We start from the raw sequence: 18,302 nt of genomic DNA on the forward strand, positions 1-18,302 counted from the left end.
GATTTCTGGCGCCATACATTAAAAAACTTCAGAGAAAATACTGATTTTCGATTATTTTATTTCTGATCCATCCGTCTGTATCTGGGTCATTTAAAATTCCAGTTATTTTTAATGTGATGGATATCCACGAATTCTACTGTGGGAAAATTCAATTTAATTATTCAGCGAAAAACCTGAGTAAATAAATCCTTCGCAATTGGTTTTAAAATGATTGGTGCCTACTGCTTTTTCCGTTATAATTTGGCGTTTTAAATTTTTAAGCCCCGCATTGCAGCAGAGCTCTTGTATGCTTGTCAGACTGTGGTGTTTTAGCCAAATCGGAAATTATGGAGTGACTTGGTTGTGAGTACTCGTTTTATGACATCAGCTGAAATTCGTGAAGCATTTTTGCGTTACTTTGAATCGCAAGGGCATACACGTGTCGCGTCGAGTTCTCTAGTACCTGCCAATGACCCAACTTTGCTGTTCACCAATGCTGGTATGAACCAGTTTAAAGATTGCTTCTTAGGTCTAGAAAAACGCGATTATGTACGTGCAGTGTCATCACAAAAATGCGTGCGCGCAGGTGGTAAGCACAACGACTTGGACAATGTAGGTTATACAGCACGTCACCACACTTTCTTTGAAATGTTGGGTAACTTCTCCTTTGGTGATTACTTCAAACGTGATGCGATCAAATTTGCTTGGGACTTTTTGACTAACGAAGAATGGCTTGGTCTTCCTAAAGATAAACTCTATGCAACCGTTTACCATACAGACGACGAAGCATTCGACATCTGGAACAAAGAAATCGGTCTAGACGCTTCTCGCATTATTCGTATTGGTGACAACAAAGGCGGTCAATACGCATCTGATAACTTCTGGGCAATGGGTGACACAGGTCCTTGTGGTCCATGTTCTGAAATCTTCTTTGACCATGGCGATCACATCTGGGGTGGCCTACCGGGTTCTCCTGAAGAAGATGGCGACCGTTTCATTGAAATCTGGAATAATGTTTTCATGCAGTTCAACCGTACTGCGGATGGCGTATTACACCCTCTTCCAGCACCTTCTGTAGATACAGGCATGGGCTTGGAGCGTATTTCTGCTGTTTTACAACACGTTAATTCAAACTACGAAATCGACCTATTCCAACACTTGCTTAAAGCTGCTGCTGAAATCATTGGTTTAGACACTACTGAACTTGAAGCAAAAGCTCAAGCGGAAGGCAAACCAGTTGAATACCCTGCTTCATTGAAAGTCGTTGCGGACCATGCACGTTCATGTTCATTCTTGATCGCGGATGGCGTAAACCCTTCTAACGAAGGTCGTGGTTATGTACTGCGTCGTATCATCCGTCGTGCAGTACGTCATGGTAACAAGCTAGGTGCAACAGGTTCGTTCTTCCACAAGATGTTGAAGCCACTGATCGAAGTGATGGGCGAAGCTTATCCTGAACTTGCTGCTCAACAAGCACGCATCGAAGCACAACTTCTGAAAGAAGAAGAACAATTTGCCAAAACACTTGAGCAAGGTTTGAAATTGCTTGAAGGCGAATTGGCACAGTTAAAAGGTTCTGTGATTCCGGGTGAAGTAGTATTTAAACTTTACGACACTTACGGCTTCCCGACAGACTTGACTGCAGATATCGCACGTGAACGTGACTTAACTATTGATGAAGCTGGTTTCGAAACTGAAATGGCTGCACAGCGTCAACGCGCACGTGATGCAGGTAAATTCGCGATCGACTACAACAGCGTAGTTAAAGTTGAAGGCGAAACTCAGTTTGATGGTTATGACGCAACTGCAGGTGAAGGTCAAATCATCGCAATCTACAAAGATGGCGAGCAAGTTGATGAAGTGTTTGAAGGCGATGAAGCACTGATCGTACTCAACCAAACACCTTTCTACGCAGAAAGCGGCGGTCAAATCGGTGATACAGGTATCTTTAAAAACGATACTGGTATTTTCGAAGTTCAAGATACCAAAAAATCTGGTGGCGCATTTGTACACCAAGGTATCGTGACGATGGGTAACTTGAAAGTTACTCAAAATGTAGAAGCAACAGTAAAAGCAGATATTCGTGCAGCAACTGCGCGCAACCACTCTGCGACTCACCTGCTACATGCTGCGTTACGTCAAATTTTAGGTTCACATGTACAGCAAAAAGGTTCATTGGTTGCATCTGATGTGTTACGTTTTGACTTTGCCAATGACCAACCTGTAAGCTTTGAACAGCTGCAAGAAATTGAACGTTTGGTCAATGCTGAAGTGATTGCCAATACTGCGGTGTCTACTGAACTTCTGGATATCGAGTCTGCGAAAGCTAAAGGCGCGATGATGCTGTTTGGCGAGAAATACGGTGACGAAGTACGTGTACTGTCTATGGGTTCAGTGATTGAAGAGAAAAACTTCTCAATCGAACTTTGCGGTGGTATTCACGTAAAACGTACCGGTGATATCGGTCTGTTCAAAATCACCTCTGAAGGTGGTGTGGCAGCCGGTGTACGTCGTATTGAAGCAGTAACAGGCACTAAAGCAGTTGAAGTTGCGCAAAAAGCCGATCGCGATATCAATATGATTAACGGTTTGCTCAAAGCACAAAAAGACCAGACTTTAGAAAAAGTTGAAGCGTTGGTTGATACTGCATCGAGCTTGCAGAAACAGATCGAACAACTCAATCAAAAACTTGCTAGCCTGCAAGCCGGTGAACTTCTAAGCCAAGTTCAAAGCATTGCAGGTCGTGCAACCTTGATTACAACTGTTGAAAACATGGATGCGAAAGCACTTCGCAACCTGCACGACGGTGTGAAATCAAAATTAGAAAATGCAGTGATTGTTCTTGCAGGTGTAGAGGGTGACAAGGTGAGCTTGATCGCATCTGTGGCAAAAGACTTTACTGCTTCTATTAAAGCAGGTGACATCATCAAACATTTAGCGAATGAGCTAGGTGGTAAAGGTGGTGGTAAACCTGACTTGGCACAAGGTGGCGCGCCACTTAACGAGAAGTTTGCTCCAGTGATGGCAGATTTAACTGCCTGGCTTGCAGCAAAATAAAACTTCAATTTTGTGTAACTGACCCTGATAGGTACATCAGGGTCATGGCTTATATGGAACAACTATGGCATTAATCGTTCAAAAATATGGCGGTACCTCTATGGGTACTCCCGAGCGCATTTTAAATGTTGCTCGTCGTGTAAAGCGCTGGCATGACCACGGCCACAAGGTAGTGGTAGTGGTATCAGCAATGAGTGGCGAAACCAATCGTCTGCTTGCTTTAGCGAAGGCCATTACCGAAACCCCTGACCCACGTGAACTAGACCAAATGGTATCTACGGGTGAACAGGTTACGATTTCTATGTTAGCAATGGCGCTGAACTCAATTGGAGTTGAAGCAAAATCACTAACAGGTCGCCAGGTTGGCATGAAAACCGACAGCTCATTCAATAAGGCACGTATCGAATCCATTGATACTGAAGTCCTAAACTCAAATCTGGATGCAGGCCGCGTACTTGTCGTTGCAGGTTTCCAGGGTTTTGATGAACATGGCAATACCACCACTTTAGGGCGTGGCGGTTCTGATACTTCAGGTGTTGCAATTGCTGCCGCCCTCAAAGCAGATGAATGCCAGATTTATACCGACGTTGACGGTGTATATACCACCGATCCACGTGTTGCACCAAAAGCAAAAAAAGTTGATCGTATTTCATTTGAAGAAATGCTTGAGATGGCGTCACTCGGTTCTAAAGTCCTGCAAATTCGTTCAGTTGAATTTGCTGGTAAATACCAGGTGCCTTTACGCGTATTATCAAGTTTCGACAATGACAACGATGGCGCATTCGACGAAGAGTTTAAGCAAAACGTTGGTACACTTATTACGACTGAATTGGAAGACAATATGGAACAGCCAATTATCTCCGGTATCGCATTTAACCGTGACGAAGCAAAATTAACTATTTTAGGCGTGCCTGACGAACCGGGTATTGCTTCTAAAATTTTGTGCCCGATTGGTGATGCCAATGTTGAAGTGGATATGATTATCCAGAACGTTGAAGAAGATGGTACAACTGATTTCACTTTTACTGTGAACCGTGGCGAATTAAATAAAGCCAAAGCCATTCTTGAAGCAACTGCTCAAGAAATTGGTGCACGTGAAGTTGCGACCCGTTCAGATATCGTAAAAGTATCGATCGTAGGTGTCGGTATGCGTTCACATGCCGGTGTAGCGAGCAAAATGTTTACAGCATTGGCAGATGAAGGTATTAACATCCTGATGATCTCGACGTCTGAAATCAAGATTTCTGTGATCATTGAAGAAAATTATCTTGAACTTGCGGTTCGTTCATTGCATACCGCATTCGGTTTAGACCGTGAACAAGGCGAATCTAGCGCACGTGCTTAAGCGTTAAGACAGAATATTGTCATTGTTTGACAGTATTTTATAAAAGTCTACAAAAATGCAGAGCCACTATAGTTTTTTTTATAGTGGCTCTGTTATATTAAGCCTGAGGATTTTTAACCAGCTGAGATAGATTAAAATCTTTCACCCAGATGACAGAATTTCTATCCAGATCTTATTTTGTAATTTTTGGTTGTGCTTTTTGTTTTACATTCAATAGATTGCAGGTTTTGCATTTTGCAAGGAGAAAAACATGCTGATTCTGACTCGACGCGTCGGGGAAACTTTAATGATTGGTGATCAAGTCAGTGTGACTGTGCTTGGTGTAAAAGGTAACCAGGTTCGTATCGGGGTAAATGCTCCGAAAGAAGTCTCTGTGCACCGTGAAGAGATTTACCAGCGTATCCAGCATGAACGTGCAATGCATGAACATCTTCAACATATCGATCAAGATTACCAACCTTCTTATGAAGACGATAGCCAGACACAAAATAACTTTAACCGTTAATGTTTGTGCGAAGAATAAAGCGGCTTTTGAGCCGCTTTAAATTTGTCTAAATTTTATACAAAAATATTAAATACTTAGATAATTTAAAATAAAACTTAAAGTTCTGCACCCTGCTGTAATGCTGCAATCACCTTTTTTACCGGCCCAAAACTGCGACGATGCTCATCAATGACACCATGCAAGGCAATTGCTTCAAAATGTGCTTTGGTCGGATAACCCTTGTGCTTGGCAAAACCAAATTGCGGATGCTTCTGATCCATCTCGATCATCTGATGGTCACGGGTTACTTTCGCCAGAATACTGGCTGCTGAAATTTCAGCATGCAGTGCATCACCACCCACCACGGCATCACAGCTCATGCGAAGGCCTTGAGGGACTTTATTGCCATCGACTAGTACATGCTCTGGTTGAACTGGCAAAGCTTCTACAGCACGACGCATGGCCAGCAAAGAAGCTTGCAAAATATTATGTTCATCAATCTCTGCCGCAGAAGCCTCAGCAATGGCCCATGCCAGCGCTTTTTCCTGAATCTCGATAAAAAGTTTTTCACGCTTCTTTTCAGTGAGTTTTTTAGAATCATTTAAACCCTCAATCGGGTTGTTCGGATCCAAAATAACTGCCGCAGCGACCACCGAACCCACTAATGGCCCACGCCCTGCTTCATCTACACCAGCAATCTTCATGTCTATTTTTCCATAAAAAATAGGCTGAACCAGTCAGCCTATTTCAATTTAATCTTGGCTTAGTTTACAGCTTCAGCTACACAAGCGTTAATGGTTTTTGCAACCACATTGCCGACAATCGTCGCACGTGCTGCCGGGTCAATCGCTGCAGTCGCCAAATCTACTGCTGTTACGCTTTGGGGTGCTTTTTCGCTGACACAGCCACAAATTTCAGTCTGGATATTCTGCTTTTGGGTCGTAGTCATTAGACGTGTAGCTGTTTGCCATGCTGGAATATTATTCAGCTCAGTCGTACATTTTGCATTGATCGCGATTTTAAGCGCAGCCCCACCCAGCTGTTGAGTCGTGGTTTGCGTTTCAGGGCTGCCTGTTGTTGCACAAGCCGATAAAACCAAAGTAAGCGGAGCAAGTGCAGCCAATAATTTTTTCACAGATCTGTTCCTTGTTTATTCATATATGAAGCGTGACGCTATTGTGCCGAAATTCACCTGAATAAGAAATCTATAAATCATCCTGAATGTTTAATCTGCACCCAGCAATTTCAATAGATGTTGCATGAAAGCCACCATAGCGTTGCAGATTTGGAATTGCTGAGTTGATTCGCCCTTTGCTAAGGTGCATTCATCTTTGAGGGCAATCGAAAATCACATGGAAAAAGTACAATATTACACGCGCACGGCACAATGGCTGCACTTGATCATGGCAGTTATCTTTATTGCGGCCTGGCTGATTGGTTTTTATAGTGGGAATTTTTTAAGTTATGAAGTCGATGGCAGCTTTAAAGGCGATGTCATCACCCTGCATAAAAATATCGCCACCACCATTATTTTCCTGTTGGTTGTGCGAATTTTCTGGCGTTATACCCACCCTGCCCCTGAACTACCGGACACTATGTCACCCCGGATGAAAACTTTGGCACATGCAGGTCATCTGGCTTTGTATTTTATGCTGATTGCCCTACCTGTCACCGGCTGTTTATATAGCTGGAGTCTGGGCTATCCAGCACCAGTGCTATATTTATTTAACCTGCCGGCACTGATTTCAGAAAATCCGGCTGTAACCGCGATCGTAAAACCCCTGCATATCTGGCTTTCCTGGGCAGTTGGCTTACTTTTAGTTGGACATATTTTCGCAGCACTGAAACATCATTTTATCGATAAAGATCATGTACTCAACAGCATGACCCGACAATCCAAATCTTCTAAAAAATAATCTGCAAAACCACACTCAATCAGCTTTCATTGCAAAGCTGATTTTATTTTAAGAACTCGGTCATGCAGCCTTTCAGACTGTTTGCAATAGCCTGTTGCGTGAGTTTTGACTTTACTTCTTCATCCAGAGTCGCTTTCAGTAAAGTGCTTGCCGGAATATCCTTGAGTGCATGCTCACCTACACATGAACAGACATTTTGCTCAAGTTCAGCTTTATTTTTGTCCTGCATAAAATAGGTCGAGGCAGTCCAGAATTTAGATGCTTTCAATTCTTTTGCACATTGGTATTCAATCACGGGTTTTAAAGTACGCTGTGTCAAAGTCATATCTGCATTTGAGCAGGCAGATATCAACACGCTACTGATGAGTAGAATTACATGTTTCAACTTCATATCCATCTATAAAAAACAAAGGCAGAGCGTACCCTGCCTGTTATCTAAAAACTTAAACCAGGGCACGGATCTGGTTGATCCATTGCTCTTTATCAGCATCGGTAATAAAAGAAGCTTCAAATGAGTTGATGGCCAACTGCTTCAATTCCTCGTTGCTTAAATCCAGTGCTTCAGCAATGGCAATAAAATTGTCATTCATATAACCACCAAAATAAGATGGATCATCTGAATTGACCGTGACATGCACACCTTGCTGTAAGAGGCGACGGATATTATGCTGCTGCATATCATCCACGACGCAGAGTTTCAGGTTTGACAATGGGCAAACCGTCAGTGGCATCTTTTCTGCGATCAGGCGCTGCATTAACGCCGGATCTTCTTCCGAACGTACACCATGATCAATACGATTCACTTTCAGCAAATCTAAAGCTTCCCAGACATAGGCTGCCGGGCCTTCCTCACCTGCATGTGCTACAACCAAGAAACCTGCTTCACGCGCTTTAGCAAAGACACGTTCAAACTTTGAAGGTGGATGCCCGACTTCACTTGAGTCCAAACCGACTGCAATAATCTGGTCTTTATAAGGTAAGGCCTGTTCCAATGTTGCAAATGCAGCACCTTCACTTAAATGACGCAAGAAGCACATAATCAGATGTGAACTGATACCCAGTTTAGTTTTGGCATCATCACAGGCTTTTTGCAAGCCGTTGATCACGGTTGAAAAAGCAACGCCACGGTCGGTATGGGTCTGTGGATCAAAGAACATTTCAGTATGCACGACCCGGTCTTCAGCACATTTCTCAAAATACGCCCAGGCCAGATCATAAAAATCCTGTTCATGAATCAATACAGCTGCACCAGCATAATAAATATCCAGGAACGACTGAAGATTATGAAAGTTATACGCCTGTTTAACTTCTTCAACAGATTTATACGGGATGGCAATTTTATTACGCTGAGCGATCGCAAACATTAGCTCAGGCTCAAAAGTGCCCTCAATATGAACATGAAGCTCAGCTTTTGGCAAAGCTCGAATCAACTCAAGACGGTTCATCGCTTCTCCTCATGAAACCTAAAATAATAAAAAAAGGGTGCAAACTGAGTTTACACCCTTTCCAAATCTAGAAAAATTAGCCGCCAAATAGTGCGAATTTAAGCGTCCATAGTACTGCAATAATCCAGACCATATACGGTACAGTTGATGCCTTACCGGTTAACAATTTGATCAATGCATAGCTAATGAAGCCCATCGCAATACCATCCGCAATCGAATAGGTAAATGGCATAAATACAATGGTTAAAAATGCAGGGACTGCTTCTGTAATATCTTCCCAGTCAATATGCACGATACCTTGAATCATTAAGACACCGACAAATAACAGCGCTGGCGCTGTTGCAAAGCTTGGTACAGACTGTGCCAATGGTGCCAGGAACAAACAGGCAACAAACAGGATACCGACTACGACAGCAGTTAGACCTGTACGGCCACCGGCTGCTACGCCTGCAGAAGATTCAATGTATGGTGTAGTCGATGAGGTACCTAAAGCTGCACCTGCAACAATTGCAGAAGAGTCAGCAAAAAGTGCTTTTTTCAAACGCGGCAGTTTGCCATCTTTCAACAAGCCTGCACGGTGTGAAACACCTACGAGCGTACCGGTTGAGTCAAACAGATCAACCAGAAAGAAGACAAAAATCACGCCAATTAAACTGGCAGTGAACAGACCTTCAAAGCTCATTTGCATAAATGTGGGTGCAATCGATGGCACTGCGCCAACCACACCTTTAAATTCACTCAGACCCAATGCTGCTGAAATACCGGTTAACACCAAAATACTGATGATGATCGCACCACGCACTTTAAAGTGATGCATCACAACAACCAGAAGGAAACCAAATAATGCAAGTAAAACCGATGGTTGTTTTAAATCACCCAAACCTACCAATGTAGCGGGATTATCCACAATCAGGCCGGCATTTTTCAAAGCAATCAGCGCAAGAAATAAGCCAATACCACCACCGATGGCCAGTTTCAGCGACATTGGAATCGCATTGACAATGGCTTCACGGATTTTGAACATGCTGATCGCAATAAACACAAGACCGGAGATAAACACAGCCCCGAGTGCTGTTTGCCAAGGCACACCCATTCCCAAACATACAGAATAGGTAAAGAAGGCATTCAAGCCCATGCCTGGTGCAAGTGCAATTGGATAATTTGCAATCAAGCCCATGACTAAACAGCCAATCGCGGCTGCAAGACAGGTTGCTACAAAGACAGCCCCATGATCCATCCCCGTTTCGGACAAAATCATCGGATTGACAATAATGATGTAACACATCGTTAAGAATGTAGTTACACCGGCAAGAACTTCTGTACGGAAACTGGTTTTGTTTTCACTCAGTTTAAACAGACGTTCAAGCATACTTTCTGAAGATGGATTAGGAGTCGTCATGACCTAGCCCCTATTGAGTAAACTTAATGCTTTAAGCAAGCCGTCAAATAAATGAAACTTTATAAAAAAATTCATCAATTTTAAGGATGTGTTAGCAACGAATATGCCAGCATAGCCATTTGACGGGTTAAAATGTTGGAACAGCTTACAGCCCCAGGGCTATGCTATAAAAACCCAAAAAAAATCTAAACAAAAAAGCTGCATAACCTTTATGCAGCTTTATTTTCTCTATTTAAATCAAATGCTTAACAAGATGAATTCTGCTTCATCCTGATCGTTGGCAAATTATAACACATTGATTTCTTATTGCTTATTTGATTTTACACTTTATTAGAAATTAATATATTCCAGGTGAATATTTAAAAAATTTTATTATATTTATTATGGTTTTAATTTTATTAATCCAGCCCAATTGGCGGGAGGAAGATATATAACCTGCTTAATGTCGATGCCGATTGGATTCCAGCAATTTGCTTGAATCACGTCCATCGTTCAAGACATGACGGATCTTTTCATATTTTCTGATTTCTGACTGTTTATGGACACAAAATCCTAATAAACTGATCATTAAGGCAAAAACAGGGATAGCATATATTTTCATTTTTATTATGCTGCTTTGTAACACTATGCAATTATGCTAACAAAAAACCTAACAAACTTGTGACATAGTTTACATTTAACCCGATAGAAGGCATTTATTTATCTTCTAAAGATTAATTTTATGTCGTTTTATTTATTAATACTTAATTAATTTATAATTCTTTTTTTCAAAAAATCGATACTATTAAAAATTCTTTCAAATAAAAAATAAATAATTGAATTTAATATATTTTTAAAAATCTCTAAAAGAAGTTTATTCAAAATTAAAATATATAGATAAATGAAATCTAACCTATTCAATAGAAGTTATTTCGATTTATTTTATCGGCCTTTTCCAAGAATGCTCAACTTTAATTTTTAAAATAAAATGATCTAAATAAGGGAGATTTTGCGAGGGATTTCAAAGTGTTTAACGATATTTTTTATTTTTAACTATCTTGAAGTTTTCATTATGCAGTTCATCCACACTTCACTCATCATAGAGTCAAATCGTTGAACACTAGTTAAGAAGCTAACCATGATAAAGACATCCCAATATCCGGCATACATATCCTCATGCTGGATACTGGGAATCATCTCATTTATGCACTCAGTTGTTCATCACGCTTGAACACCAGTTCTCCTTTGAGTGAACTGTCTGCATCAAAATAATAGCCATCAGTATTAAAAGCTTTTAGCCCCTCTATACGATCAATTTTATTTTCAATCATAAAACGCGCCATGAGACCGCGTGCTTTTTTGGCATAGAAACTAATCACTTTATATTTGCCATTTTTCTGATCCAGAAATACCGGCTTGATAATGTCTGCCTGAATTTTGCACTCGTTGACTGATTTGTAATATTCATCAGAGGCGATATTCACCAGGATTTCAGAATTTGCTGCTGCTAGATCCTGATTAATCAGATCAGTAATGTGATGTGCCCAGAAGTCATATAGGTTATGCCCGCGGGAATTGGCCAATTTGGTTCCCATTTCCAGACGGTACGGCATCATCAAATCCAAGGGACGTAACAGTCCATATAATCCAGACAACATGCGTAAACGGTCTTGTGCATAGTGCAGATCTTCATGTTTTAAACTATAGGCATCCAGACCTGTATAGACATCGCCTTTAAATGCAAAAATCGCCTGACGGGCATTGGCTAAATTAAAATCCGGTTGCCAGTCATTAAAACGTGCGGTATTTAAAGTGGCAATTTTTTCACTAACACTCATTAAGCTGGAAATTTCTGTTGCAGAAAGTGTGCGACAAACGTTGATCAAGTCCTGTGAATGTTCTAATAATCTCGCTTGAGTAAATTGGTCAGTCGGTAATGGAGTATCGTAATCGAGAGTTTTGGCTGGAGAAATTAAAGCGAGCATGGCAACCTGGTCAAAAAATGATTAATCAAACTATATCAGTCTGCTTATTTTAATTCCAATTCATGTTTTTATTCACCATAATCGTTAAAATGCACGATTCTCCTGTTAATCATCGGTTTTTATATGCCCGAGCAAATTTTTCTTCAAGGGCCTGCGGGTCAGATTGAAGTTTTTGTGGATTATCCTCAGGGTGAAGTGAAAGGATTCGCGGTAGTTTGTCACCCCCATCCATTGCAAGGCGGTACACCACAACATAAGGTTCCGGTTTTACTGGCACAAATGTATCTGGAACGTGGCTGTATTGTGTATCGTCCAAGTTTCCGTGGTTCTGGTCAAAGTGAAGGTATACATGACGAGGGCTTCGGTGAGACGGATGATGTATTAGAAGTCATTCGGTTCGCTCGCAACCAGCATATTGCCCTGCCTTTTTATGCAGGCGGTTTTAGTTTTGGTGCGCATGTCATGGCAAAAAGCTATGCAGCCTTACCGGTAGAATTGCAACCAAAGCAAACCATTTTATGTGGTCTGCCGACTGCAACAGTGGCTGGTATTCGCCATTATGTGACGCCCGCCATTAAAGGCGACATTCTGTTCATTCATGGTGAAGCCGATGAGGTGACTTTGCTCTCAGATATGATTGAATGGGCAAAGCCACAACGCCATTTAGTGACCGTATTACCTGGTGCCAACCACTTCTTTACCGGCTATTTAAAGCAATTGCGGATCGCAATGACCCGGTACTTAGCGCTTGGCTAAATAAAAAAACCCATCAAATGATGGGTTTTTTTATTAAAAGACAAAATCTTCTGCAAAAATTTCATACATCACAGCCCGATATTTAGGCTTATCGATGTAACGGATAATTTTTCCGACCAAGCGTTCTGCAATTTTACGGCTAGCCCAGTTTTCTTCTGCTACCGGGTAGCTTAAGACTTGAATCCCTAGTGTATTGAAAGCATAGGCCACAACACAATGCACTGCCTCATGTCCATAATGATGACCATGTGCAGTTTCACGAATCCAGATACCAACTTCAGGTATTTCATCATGAAGTCGATGCAAACCACATAGTCCAATAAATTCTTGTGTTTCAATATGACGGATAACAAATACATATTCTTTATGATCGGTCATATTTTCCAGCCAATTTTTCCAGACTGTTGCAAATTCCTTTTCAGATTCTGGTGCATCCCACGCCATAAAACGTGTCAAACTCGGCGTAATTGAAGCATAAGTTTCTTTGGCATCGGCTGATTTAAAACAATTCAGGATCAAGCGTTTACTTTGCAGTGTAGGCAAAGCTGATTGAGTCTGTTGAATTAGCTCTTCCATTCAAACTCGCTAAAGCGTTCCTGCTCTTTTAGAGAGGTTTCCACTGCCTGTGCAAGCTGATTAAGCAAACTTCTTTCGGTGATACGATCCAGCCAGTCCTGTTCTTCTTCAGGATATGAGGCAATCTCACAGACCAGATGCCCTTGTTCATCTCTGGTTTCGCAACTCACTGATAAAGGCAGCGCATGTTCTTCTACGCTGACGGCAACCTGAGCACCACTTTGGCTTAAGGTCTGAAAACCGTATTTACCTAATTTTTCGGCAAGTAAATGTGCTACATATTCCTGGGTTTCTTGACCATCCCGTGGTGTTTGGCTCTGGGTATTGGCCATGAATTTTAATTTTCGCATCGCTACTTCCAAATGGCTTTTTTCTTATATGGGTTTAGCATAAGCAATATAAACAAAACAGCCAAGCAAAAGCTTGGCTGTTTCACATAATTTTAAAAATTATTCTGATACTTGAATTGGCAGTCCTGCGATTGAGGTCAATTCTGTGAAGGTCGGGAAACTGGTTGCGACCGTTTCGGTTCCGACAATCTTGATCTGCTCCGAATTACGCAAACCGGCAATCGAAAAACTCATCGCGATACGGTGATCGTGATGCGATTCAATTTCACCACCCGTAAAGATTGGCAACCAGTCACCGGACTTACCCTTACCTTCAATGATGATGCCATCTTCAGTTGGGGTACAGTCGATGCCCATGGTTTGAAGACCATCTGCCATGACCTGAATACGATCCGATTCTTTCACGCGAAGCTCGGCAGCACCGGTCAAAATTGTCTGACCTTCAGCACATGCAGCGGCAATGAATAGCGCCGGGAATTCATCAATTGCTAATGGCACCTGATCTTCCGGCATATGAATCCCTTTTAATGTACGTGTACCACGAATACGGATATCAGCAATCGGTTCACCGCCTGCAATACGCTCGTTTTCAACTGTAATGTCCGCACCCATTTGCTTGAGGATTTCGATCACACCAGTACGGGTCGGGTTAATGCCTACCGCTTCAAGGGTGACGTCCGAATTTTCAGTAATGGCCGCACCCACCATAAAGAAGGCTGCTGAAGAAATATCTGAAGGCACTTGAATGTTGGTACCCACTAACTTGCCGCCACCTTGCAGGGAAATTCGGTTGCCTTCTGTTTTCACTTCATAACCAAATGCACGCAGCATACGTTCAGTATGGTCGCGTGTTGGTTCTGGTTCAGTCACCGAAGTTTCACCTTCCGCCCATAGACCTGCAAGTAGAATCCCTGATTTCACCTGAGCAGAGGCCATTGGCAAATCGTACTGAATCCCTTTAAGGTTTTGATTGCCGGTGATGGATACAGGTGGTGTACCGCGTTCACCTGTGGTCTGAATTTGCGCACCCATTTCACGTAAAGGCTTGGCAATACGCTCCATTGGACGCTTGGATAAAGATGCGTCACCAGTCATGACTGAATCAAATTTTTGTGCAGCCAGCATACCCGACAACAAACGCATTGAAGTGCCCGAGTTGCCCATATAAATGGCAGACTGTGGCGCTTTAAGGCCATGCATGCCAACACCATGAATGGTCACTTCACCATTTTTAGGGCCTTCAATGCTCACACCCATATCACGGAAAGCTTGCAGTGTCGCTAAAGCATCTTCACCTTCCAGAAAGCCGGTCACATGCGTGGTGCCTTCAGCAATCGCACCAAACATGATCGAGCGATGTGACACAGATTTGTCACCTGGCACGGTAAATTTACCCTGAAATTTCTTGGCACCCGGCTGAATGGTAAATTGTTGTGTCACTTTATTTTTCTCCATGAAAGGTTTCTTGGCGAGCATATGGTTGAAATGCTGGCGAGCTGCCTGCGCATGACCCAATAAGCCCATCAATGCGTGGGAATCTTCATCTTCAATCAATTTGCGAATAATCGCGAGCTGCTGTTCAAAGCCATCAACAGCATTCAGAACTGCTTTTTTGTTGGCAAAAAAGATGTCATGCCACATTTGTGGATCGCTAGCGGCAATTCGCGAGAAATCCCGGAAGCCACCGGCAGCATAACGAAATATATCTAAATTGTCTTCACGCTTGGCCAATTGCTCAACCAGGTTAAAGGCCATGAGATGCGGAAGATGACTGGTATGCGCCAGCACTTCATCGTGCTTGTCGACATCCATACAAATCACTTCGGCTTTCGCCGCTTGCCACAGCTGAATCAGTTTATCGACGGCCCAGTCTGCACTGCTTGGCAGTGGCGTCAAGATCACCTTGTGATTGGCAAATAAATCAACTTTACCTGCATGCACCCCGGTATGCTCGGCACCTGCAATCGGATGGCCCGGTACAAAACCTTCAGGCAGTTCATCGCCAAAAACCGCTTTCGCTGCATCGACCACATTACCTTTGGTACTACCCACATCAGTAATAATGGTATTGGCAGATAAATAAGGCTTGATAGCTTCCAGCACCTTTTGCGTGGCACGTACCGGCAATGCCAGTACCACCAGATCAGCGCCTTTGACCGCCTCTACAGGATCGGCATAGCCTTCGGAAATCAGGCCAAGAGATTTAGCATCTTCCAAAGTCTTTTGTGAACGTGTCGATGCAACAATGTCATTGGCCAAATGCTCGGCTCGAATGACACGCGCCAGACTTGAACCAATCAGTCCAAGCCCGATAAATGCAACTTTTTCAAACAGTGGCTGCGACATGGTTTAAGCTTTTGCCTCTAAACCGAGTACTTTAGCCAATGCGCTCAATAATTTCGCATTTTCTGCTTCAGTACCAATCGATACGCGAATGTGATTTGAAATACCAACCGGACGCACAATCACCCCTTGTTTGAGCAAACCATTGAAGGTTGCTGATGGGTCTGCCTGTACATCTACCAGAATAAAGTTGGCACGTGAAGGCACATAGTTAAGACCCAAAGCCTTAAAGCCAGCTTCAAGTTGCGCCATACCGGCTTTATTCACTTCACGAGAACGCGCGATAAAGTCTTCATCTTTCAGTGCAGCCACCGCAGCCACCATCGCAAGATGGTTGACATTAAATGGCTGACGAATACGATTGAGATAATCCGTCACTTCTACTGAAGCCAGAGCAAAACCAACACGTAGTGCAGCCAAACCATAGCACTTCGACAAAGTACGGCTAACGATCAGGTTTGGATATTGCGCGAGGAATTTCAAGCTGTTGAAGTTTTCCGGGAAATATTCCACATAGGCTTCATCCAGAACCACGATGACATTGGCAGGAACTTTTTGCATGAACGCTTCAAATTCAGCTTCTTCAAACCAGGTTCCTGTTGGATTATTCGGGTTTGCAATGAAGACGAGTTTGGTATTGTCTTGAATTGCAGCCGCCATTGCTTCCAAGTCATGCGAAAAGCCTTTAGCTGGCACTTCAATCGCTTGTGCATTAATGGCTTGAGTCACCAATGCATAAACTGCAAAAGCATGCTGGCTATACACCACCGAATCATTTTCTGAAACGAATGCGCGGGCAAACATTTCCAGTAAGTCGTTTGAACCATTCCCCAAGGTAATCTGATCGTGATTAAAACCAAACTGAGCCTTGATCTGATCTTTCAGGATAAAACCACCACCATCCGGATAACGGCCAATTTCAGAAATTTCCGCAGCGACCGCTTCTTTGACTTTATCTGAACAACCCAGCGGATTTTCATTTGAAGCCAGTTTGACGATATCGGTAAGCCCCAACTCGCGCTCAAGTTCACTGATCGGCTTACCCGGTTGATATGGCTTTAATTTTGAGATGCCTGAATTGGCTGGAACAAACGACATTTTAGACTTCCAATTTTAGGTATAAAACAGTGGTCAGCACCCTCGCCCTGACCACGGATAGCTGACTTAAAGTACAGCTGCAGGATATGAACCGAGCACGCGAACTTCTTTAACCAAAGGACGAATTTCTTCAATGGCTGCTTTCACGTGTTCCTGCTCAATATGGCCTTCAAGATCAATGAAGAACACATAAGCCCATTTTTCAGGAAGTGCAGGACGGGTTTCAATGCTGGTCAGACTGATATTGTGCTTGGCAAACGGCGCCAGAATTTCCAGCAAAGCCCCGGCACGATCATGTGCTGAAATCAGTAATGAAGTCTTGTCATTACCACTTTGTGGCACTTTCTCACGGCCAATCACCAGGAAGCGTGTGGTATTTTCCGGATTGTCCTCGATATTGCTGTGCATGATTTCGAGATCATAAATGCTCGCAGCAATTTCAGAGGCAATTGCAGCAGAATGCCATTCATTACGAATACGGCGTGCTGCTTCCGCATTGGAACTTAAAGCGACACGTTCCACACCTGGATAATGCGCATCCAGCCACTTACGGCACTGTGCCAAAGTCTGCTGATGCGCATAAATCTGTTTGATGCTGTCTTTACGGGTATTTTCAGAAATCAGGAACTGATGGTGAATCGGTAATTCAACTTCGCCAATCACATTCAGGTTCGAGGTTTTGAAACAGTCCAACGTATGGTTGACCACGCCTTCAGAGGAATTTTCTACCGGTACCAGACCATAATGGGCACTGCCCGCTTCCACATCACGGAAAACTTCATCAATGGTCGGTAAAGGACGAACCACAGCATCATGACCAAAGTGCTTGAGTACCGCAGAATGGGTATAAGTCCCGACTGGGCCAAGGAAAGCAATGCTTTGCGGAGCTTCAAGTGCCAGACAGGCCGACATGATTTCACGGAACAGACGTGCTATGGTGGTATCAGACAATGGCCCTTCATTACGTTCCATGACATTACGCAAAACCTGAGCTTCACGTTCTGGACGGTAAAACAGCGGATTCTCTTCTGAGGCAAATTTTGCTTTTGCCACTGCTTCAGCCAAACGTGCCCGACGGTTAATCAATTGCTGAATTTGCTGATCAACAGAATCGATATCTTCACGAATTTTTGCCAAATCAAGAGAAGTCGTGGTGTTTTGATCGTCGTTGATCATTGTTCTGTCGCCCTTCATAAACCTTATCTGTTCAGTATAACAATAGTGAGCTTTCAAATGTTACGCAATATGGCATTGGTAGATTAAGTCTTAAAAACATACAGTTGATTTTAACCGTTTATCGCTTTTAGTCATATCTGGTAACATTTACTTCAGCTTTTCTGCTTGATTTACATTATTAAATTGTAAACTTTGCCTGTCCATATTAACTGATTTTAAGGAATATGAAATATCACTATTTCTTAATCTATATAGCGGTTTTAAACATAAGAAAATTAAAATAATTGCTTTGCAAACGTCATTTTTGAACCATTCATATCTAAGATAGATTTCACAATAAAATGCACACTCTGCAACCCCATTTTTATCGACTTCTCTTTGATTTCACTTATTTTTTCACATTAAATCACTACT

The 18,302-nt window shown here is 42.6% G+C and carries 16 protein-coding genes; 5 read left to right on the forward strand and 11 right to left on the reverse strand.

The window, feature by feature from the left end; genetic code table 11:
* Positions 1–342 precede the first annotated feature (342 nt).
* The 3 genes from alaS (at position 343) to csrA (ending at position 4,886) form a co-directional block, all read left to right on the forward strand.
* Entirely contained in the window at positions 343–3,036 is a 2,694-nt protein-coding gene (alaS, locus tag MTX11_RS05915; protein WP_243474623.1) for an alanine--tRNA ligase, read from the forward strand.
* Between the two features lie 64 nt (positions 3,037–3,100).
* The gene (locus MTX11_RS05920) at positions 3,101–4,381 is read left to right on the forward strand and encodes an aspartate kinase (protein WP_004278971.1); all 1,281 of its coding nucleotides are present in this window, start codon (positions 3,101–3,103) and stop codon (positions 4,379–4,381) included.
* Between the two features lie 250 nt (positions 4,382–4,631).
* A complete protein-coding gene (gene csrA / locus MTX11_RS05925; RefSeq protein ID WP_004278972.1) occupies positions 4,632–4,886 on the forward strand; it encodes a carbon storage regulator CsrA in 255 nt (84 codons plus the stop codon).
* Positions 4,887–4,981: 95 nt separating this feature from the next.
* Here csrA and rnhB read toward each other — a convergent pair whose 3' ends face one another.
* Together rnhB and MTX11_RS05935 are read right to left on the reverse strand one after the other, a co-directional pair.
* Complete coding sequence (gene rnhB, locus MTX11_RS05930) at positions 4,982–5,569, reverse strand: ribonuclease HII (RefSeq protein WP_005247416.1); 588 nt, start codon at positions 5,567–5,569, stop codon at positions 4,982–4,984.
* A 59-nt stretch (positions 5,570–5,628) separates the two neighbouring features.
* Positions 5,629–6,000: a hypothetical protein gene (locus MTX11_RS05935; protein ID WP_004278974.1), complete on the reverse strand. Its 372-nt coding sequence runs from the start codon at positions 5,998–6,000 to the stop codon at positions 5,629–5,631.
* 217 nt (positions 6,001–6,217) lie between these two features.
* Between MTX11_RS05935 and MTX11_RS05940 the strand changes: the two genes are divergently transcribed.
* Complete coding sequence (locus MTX11_RS05940; protein WP_005247418.1) at positions 6,218–6,781, forward strand: cytochrome b; 564 nt, start codon at positions 6,218–6,220, stop codon at positions 6,779–6,781.
* A 43-nt stretch (positions 6,782–6,824) separates the two neighbouring features.
* Here MTX11_RS05940 and MTX11_RS05945 read toward each other — a convergent pair whose 3' ends face one another.
* The 4 genes from MTX11_RS05945 to yaaA all read right to left on the reverse strand — a co-directional run bounded on the left by MTX11_RS05945 (position 6,825) and on the right by yaaA (position 11,589).
* Positions 6,825–7,178 carry a hypothetical protein gene (locus MTX11_RS05945; RefSeq protein ID WP_004278976.1) on the reverse strand — a complete coding sequence of 118 codons (354 nt, stop codon included), beginning with the start codon at positions 7,176–7,178 and terminating at the stop codon, positions 6,825–6,827.
* A 46-nt stretch (positions 7,179–7,224) separates the two neighbouring features.
* The gene (locus MTX11_RS05950) at positions 7,225–8,226 is read right to left on the reverse strand and encodes an adenosine deaminase (RefSeq protein ID WP_243474624.1); all 1,002 of its coding nucleotides are present in this window, start codon (positions 8,224–8,226) and stop codon (positions 7,225–7,227) included.
* Between the two features lie 76 nt (positions 8,227–8,302).
* Entirely contained in the window at positions 8,303–9,625 is a 1,323-nt protein-coding gene (locus tag MTX11_RS05955; protein WP_004645563.1) for an NCS2 family permease, read from the reverse strand.
* A 1,181-nt stretch (positions 9,626–10,806) separates the two neighbouring features.
* Positions 10,807–11,589 (reverse strand): peroxide stress protein YaaA, encoded by a 783-nt coding sequence (gene yaaA / locus MTX11_RS05960; protein WP_005247421.1) that lies wholly within the window; start codon positions 11,587–11,589, stop codon positions 10,807–10,809.
* A gap of 123 nt (positions 11,590–11,712) precedes the next feature.
* Between yaaA and MTX11_RS05965 the strand changes: the two genes are divergently transcribed.
* Positions 11,713–12,345, forward strand: a complete 633-nt coding sequence (locus tag MTX11_RS05965) for an alpha/beta hydrolase (protein WP_004645565.1) — start codon at positions 11,713–11,715, stop codon at positions 12,343–12,345.
* 33 nt (positions 12,346–12,378) lie between these two features.
* On the opposite strand, the gene MTX11_RS05970 is transcribed toward MTX11_RS05965, so the two are convergent.
* From MTX11_RS05970 to pheA, 5 genes are all read right to left on the reverse strand, one after another.
* On the reverse strand, positions 12,379–12,921 hold the full coding sequence (locus MTX11_RS05970; RefSeq protein ID WP_243474625.1) for a GNAT family N-acetyltransferase: 543 nt from the start codon (positions 12,919–12,921) through the stop codon (positions 12,379–12,381).
* Entirely contained in the window at positions 12,909–13,271 is a 363-nt protein-coding gene (locus MTX11_RS05975) for a hypothetical protein (RefSeq protein WP_004278984.1), read from the reverse strand. Before MTX11_RS05975 ends, MTX11_RS05970 begins: the two co-directional genes overlap by 13 nt.
* 99 nt (positions 13,272–13,370) lie before the next feature.
* Positions 13,371–15,617 (reverse strand): bifunctional prephenate dehydrogenase/3-phosphoshikimate 1-carboxyvinyltransferase, encoded by a 2,247-nt coding sequence (locus tag MTX11_RS05980; RefSeq protein ID WP_243474626.1) that lies wholly within the window; start codon positions 15,615–15,617, stop codon positions 13,371–13,373.
* A 3-nt stretch (positions 15,618–15,620) separates the two neighbouring features.
* A complete protein-coding gene (hisC, locus tag MTX11_RS05985; protein ID WP_243474627.1) occupies positions 15,621–16,712 on the reverse strand; it encodes a histidinol-phosphate transaminase in 1,092 nt (363 codons plus the stop codon).
* A 66-nt stretch (positions 16,713–16,778) separates the two neighbouring features.
* On the reverse strand, positions 16,779–17,888 hold the full coding sequence (gene pheA / locus MTX11_RS05990; protein ID WP_243474628.1) for a prephenate dehydratase: 1,110 nt from the start codon (positions 17,886–17,888) through the stop codon (positions 16,779–16,781).
* Positions 17,889–18,302: the final 414 nt, after the last annotated feature.

The sequence above is a fragment of the Acinetobacter lwoffii genome (assembly GCF_022809915.1).
GTDB lineage: Bacteria > Pseudomonadota > Gammaproteobacteria > Pseudomonadales > Moraxellaceae > Acinetobacter > Acinetobacter lwoffii_M.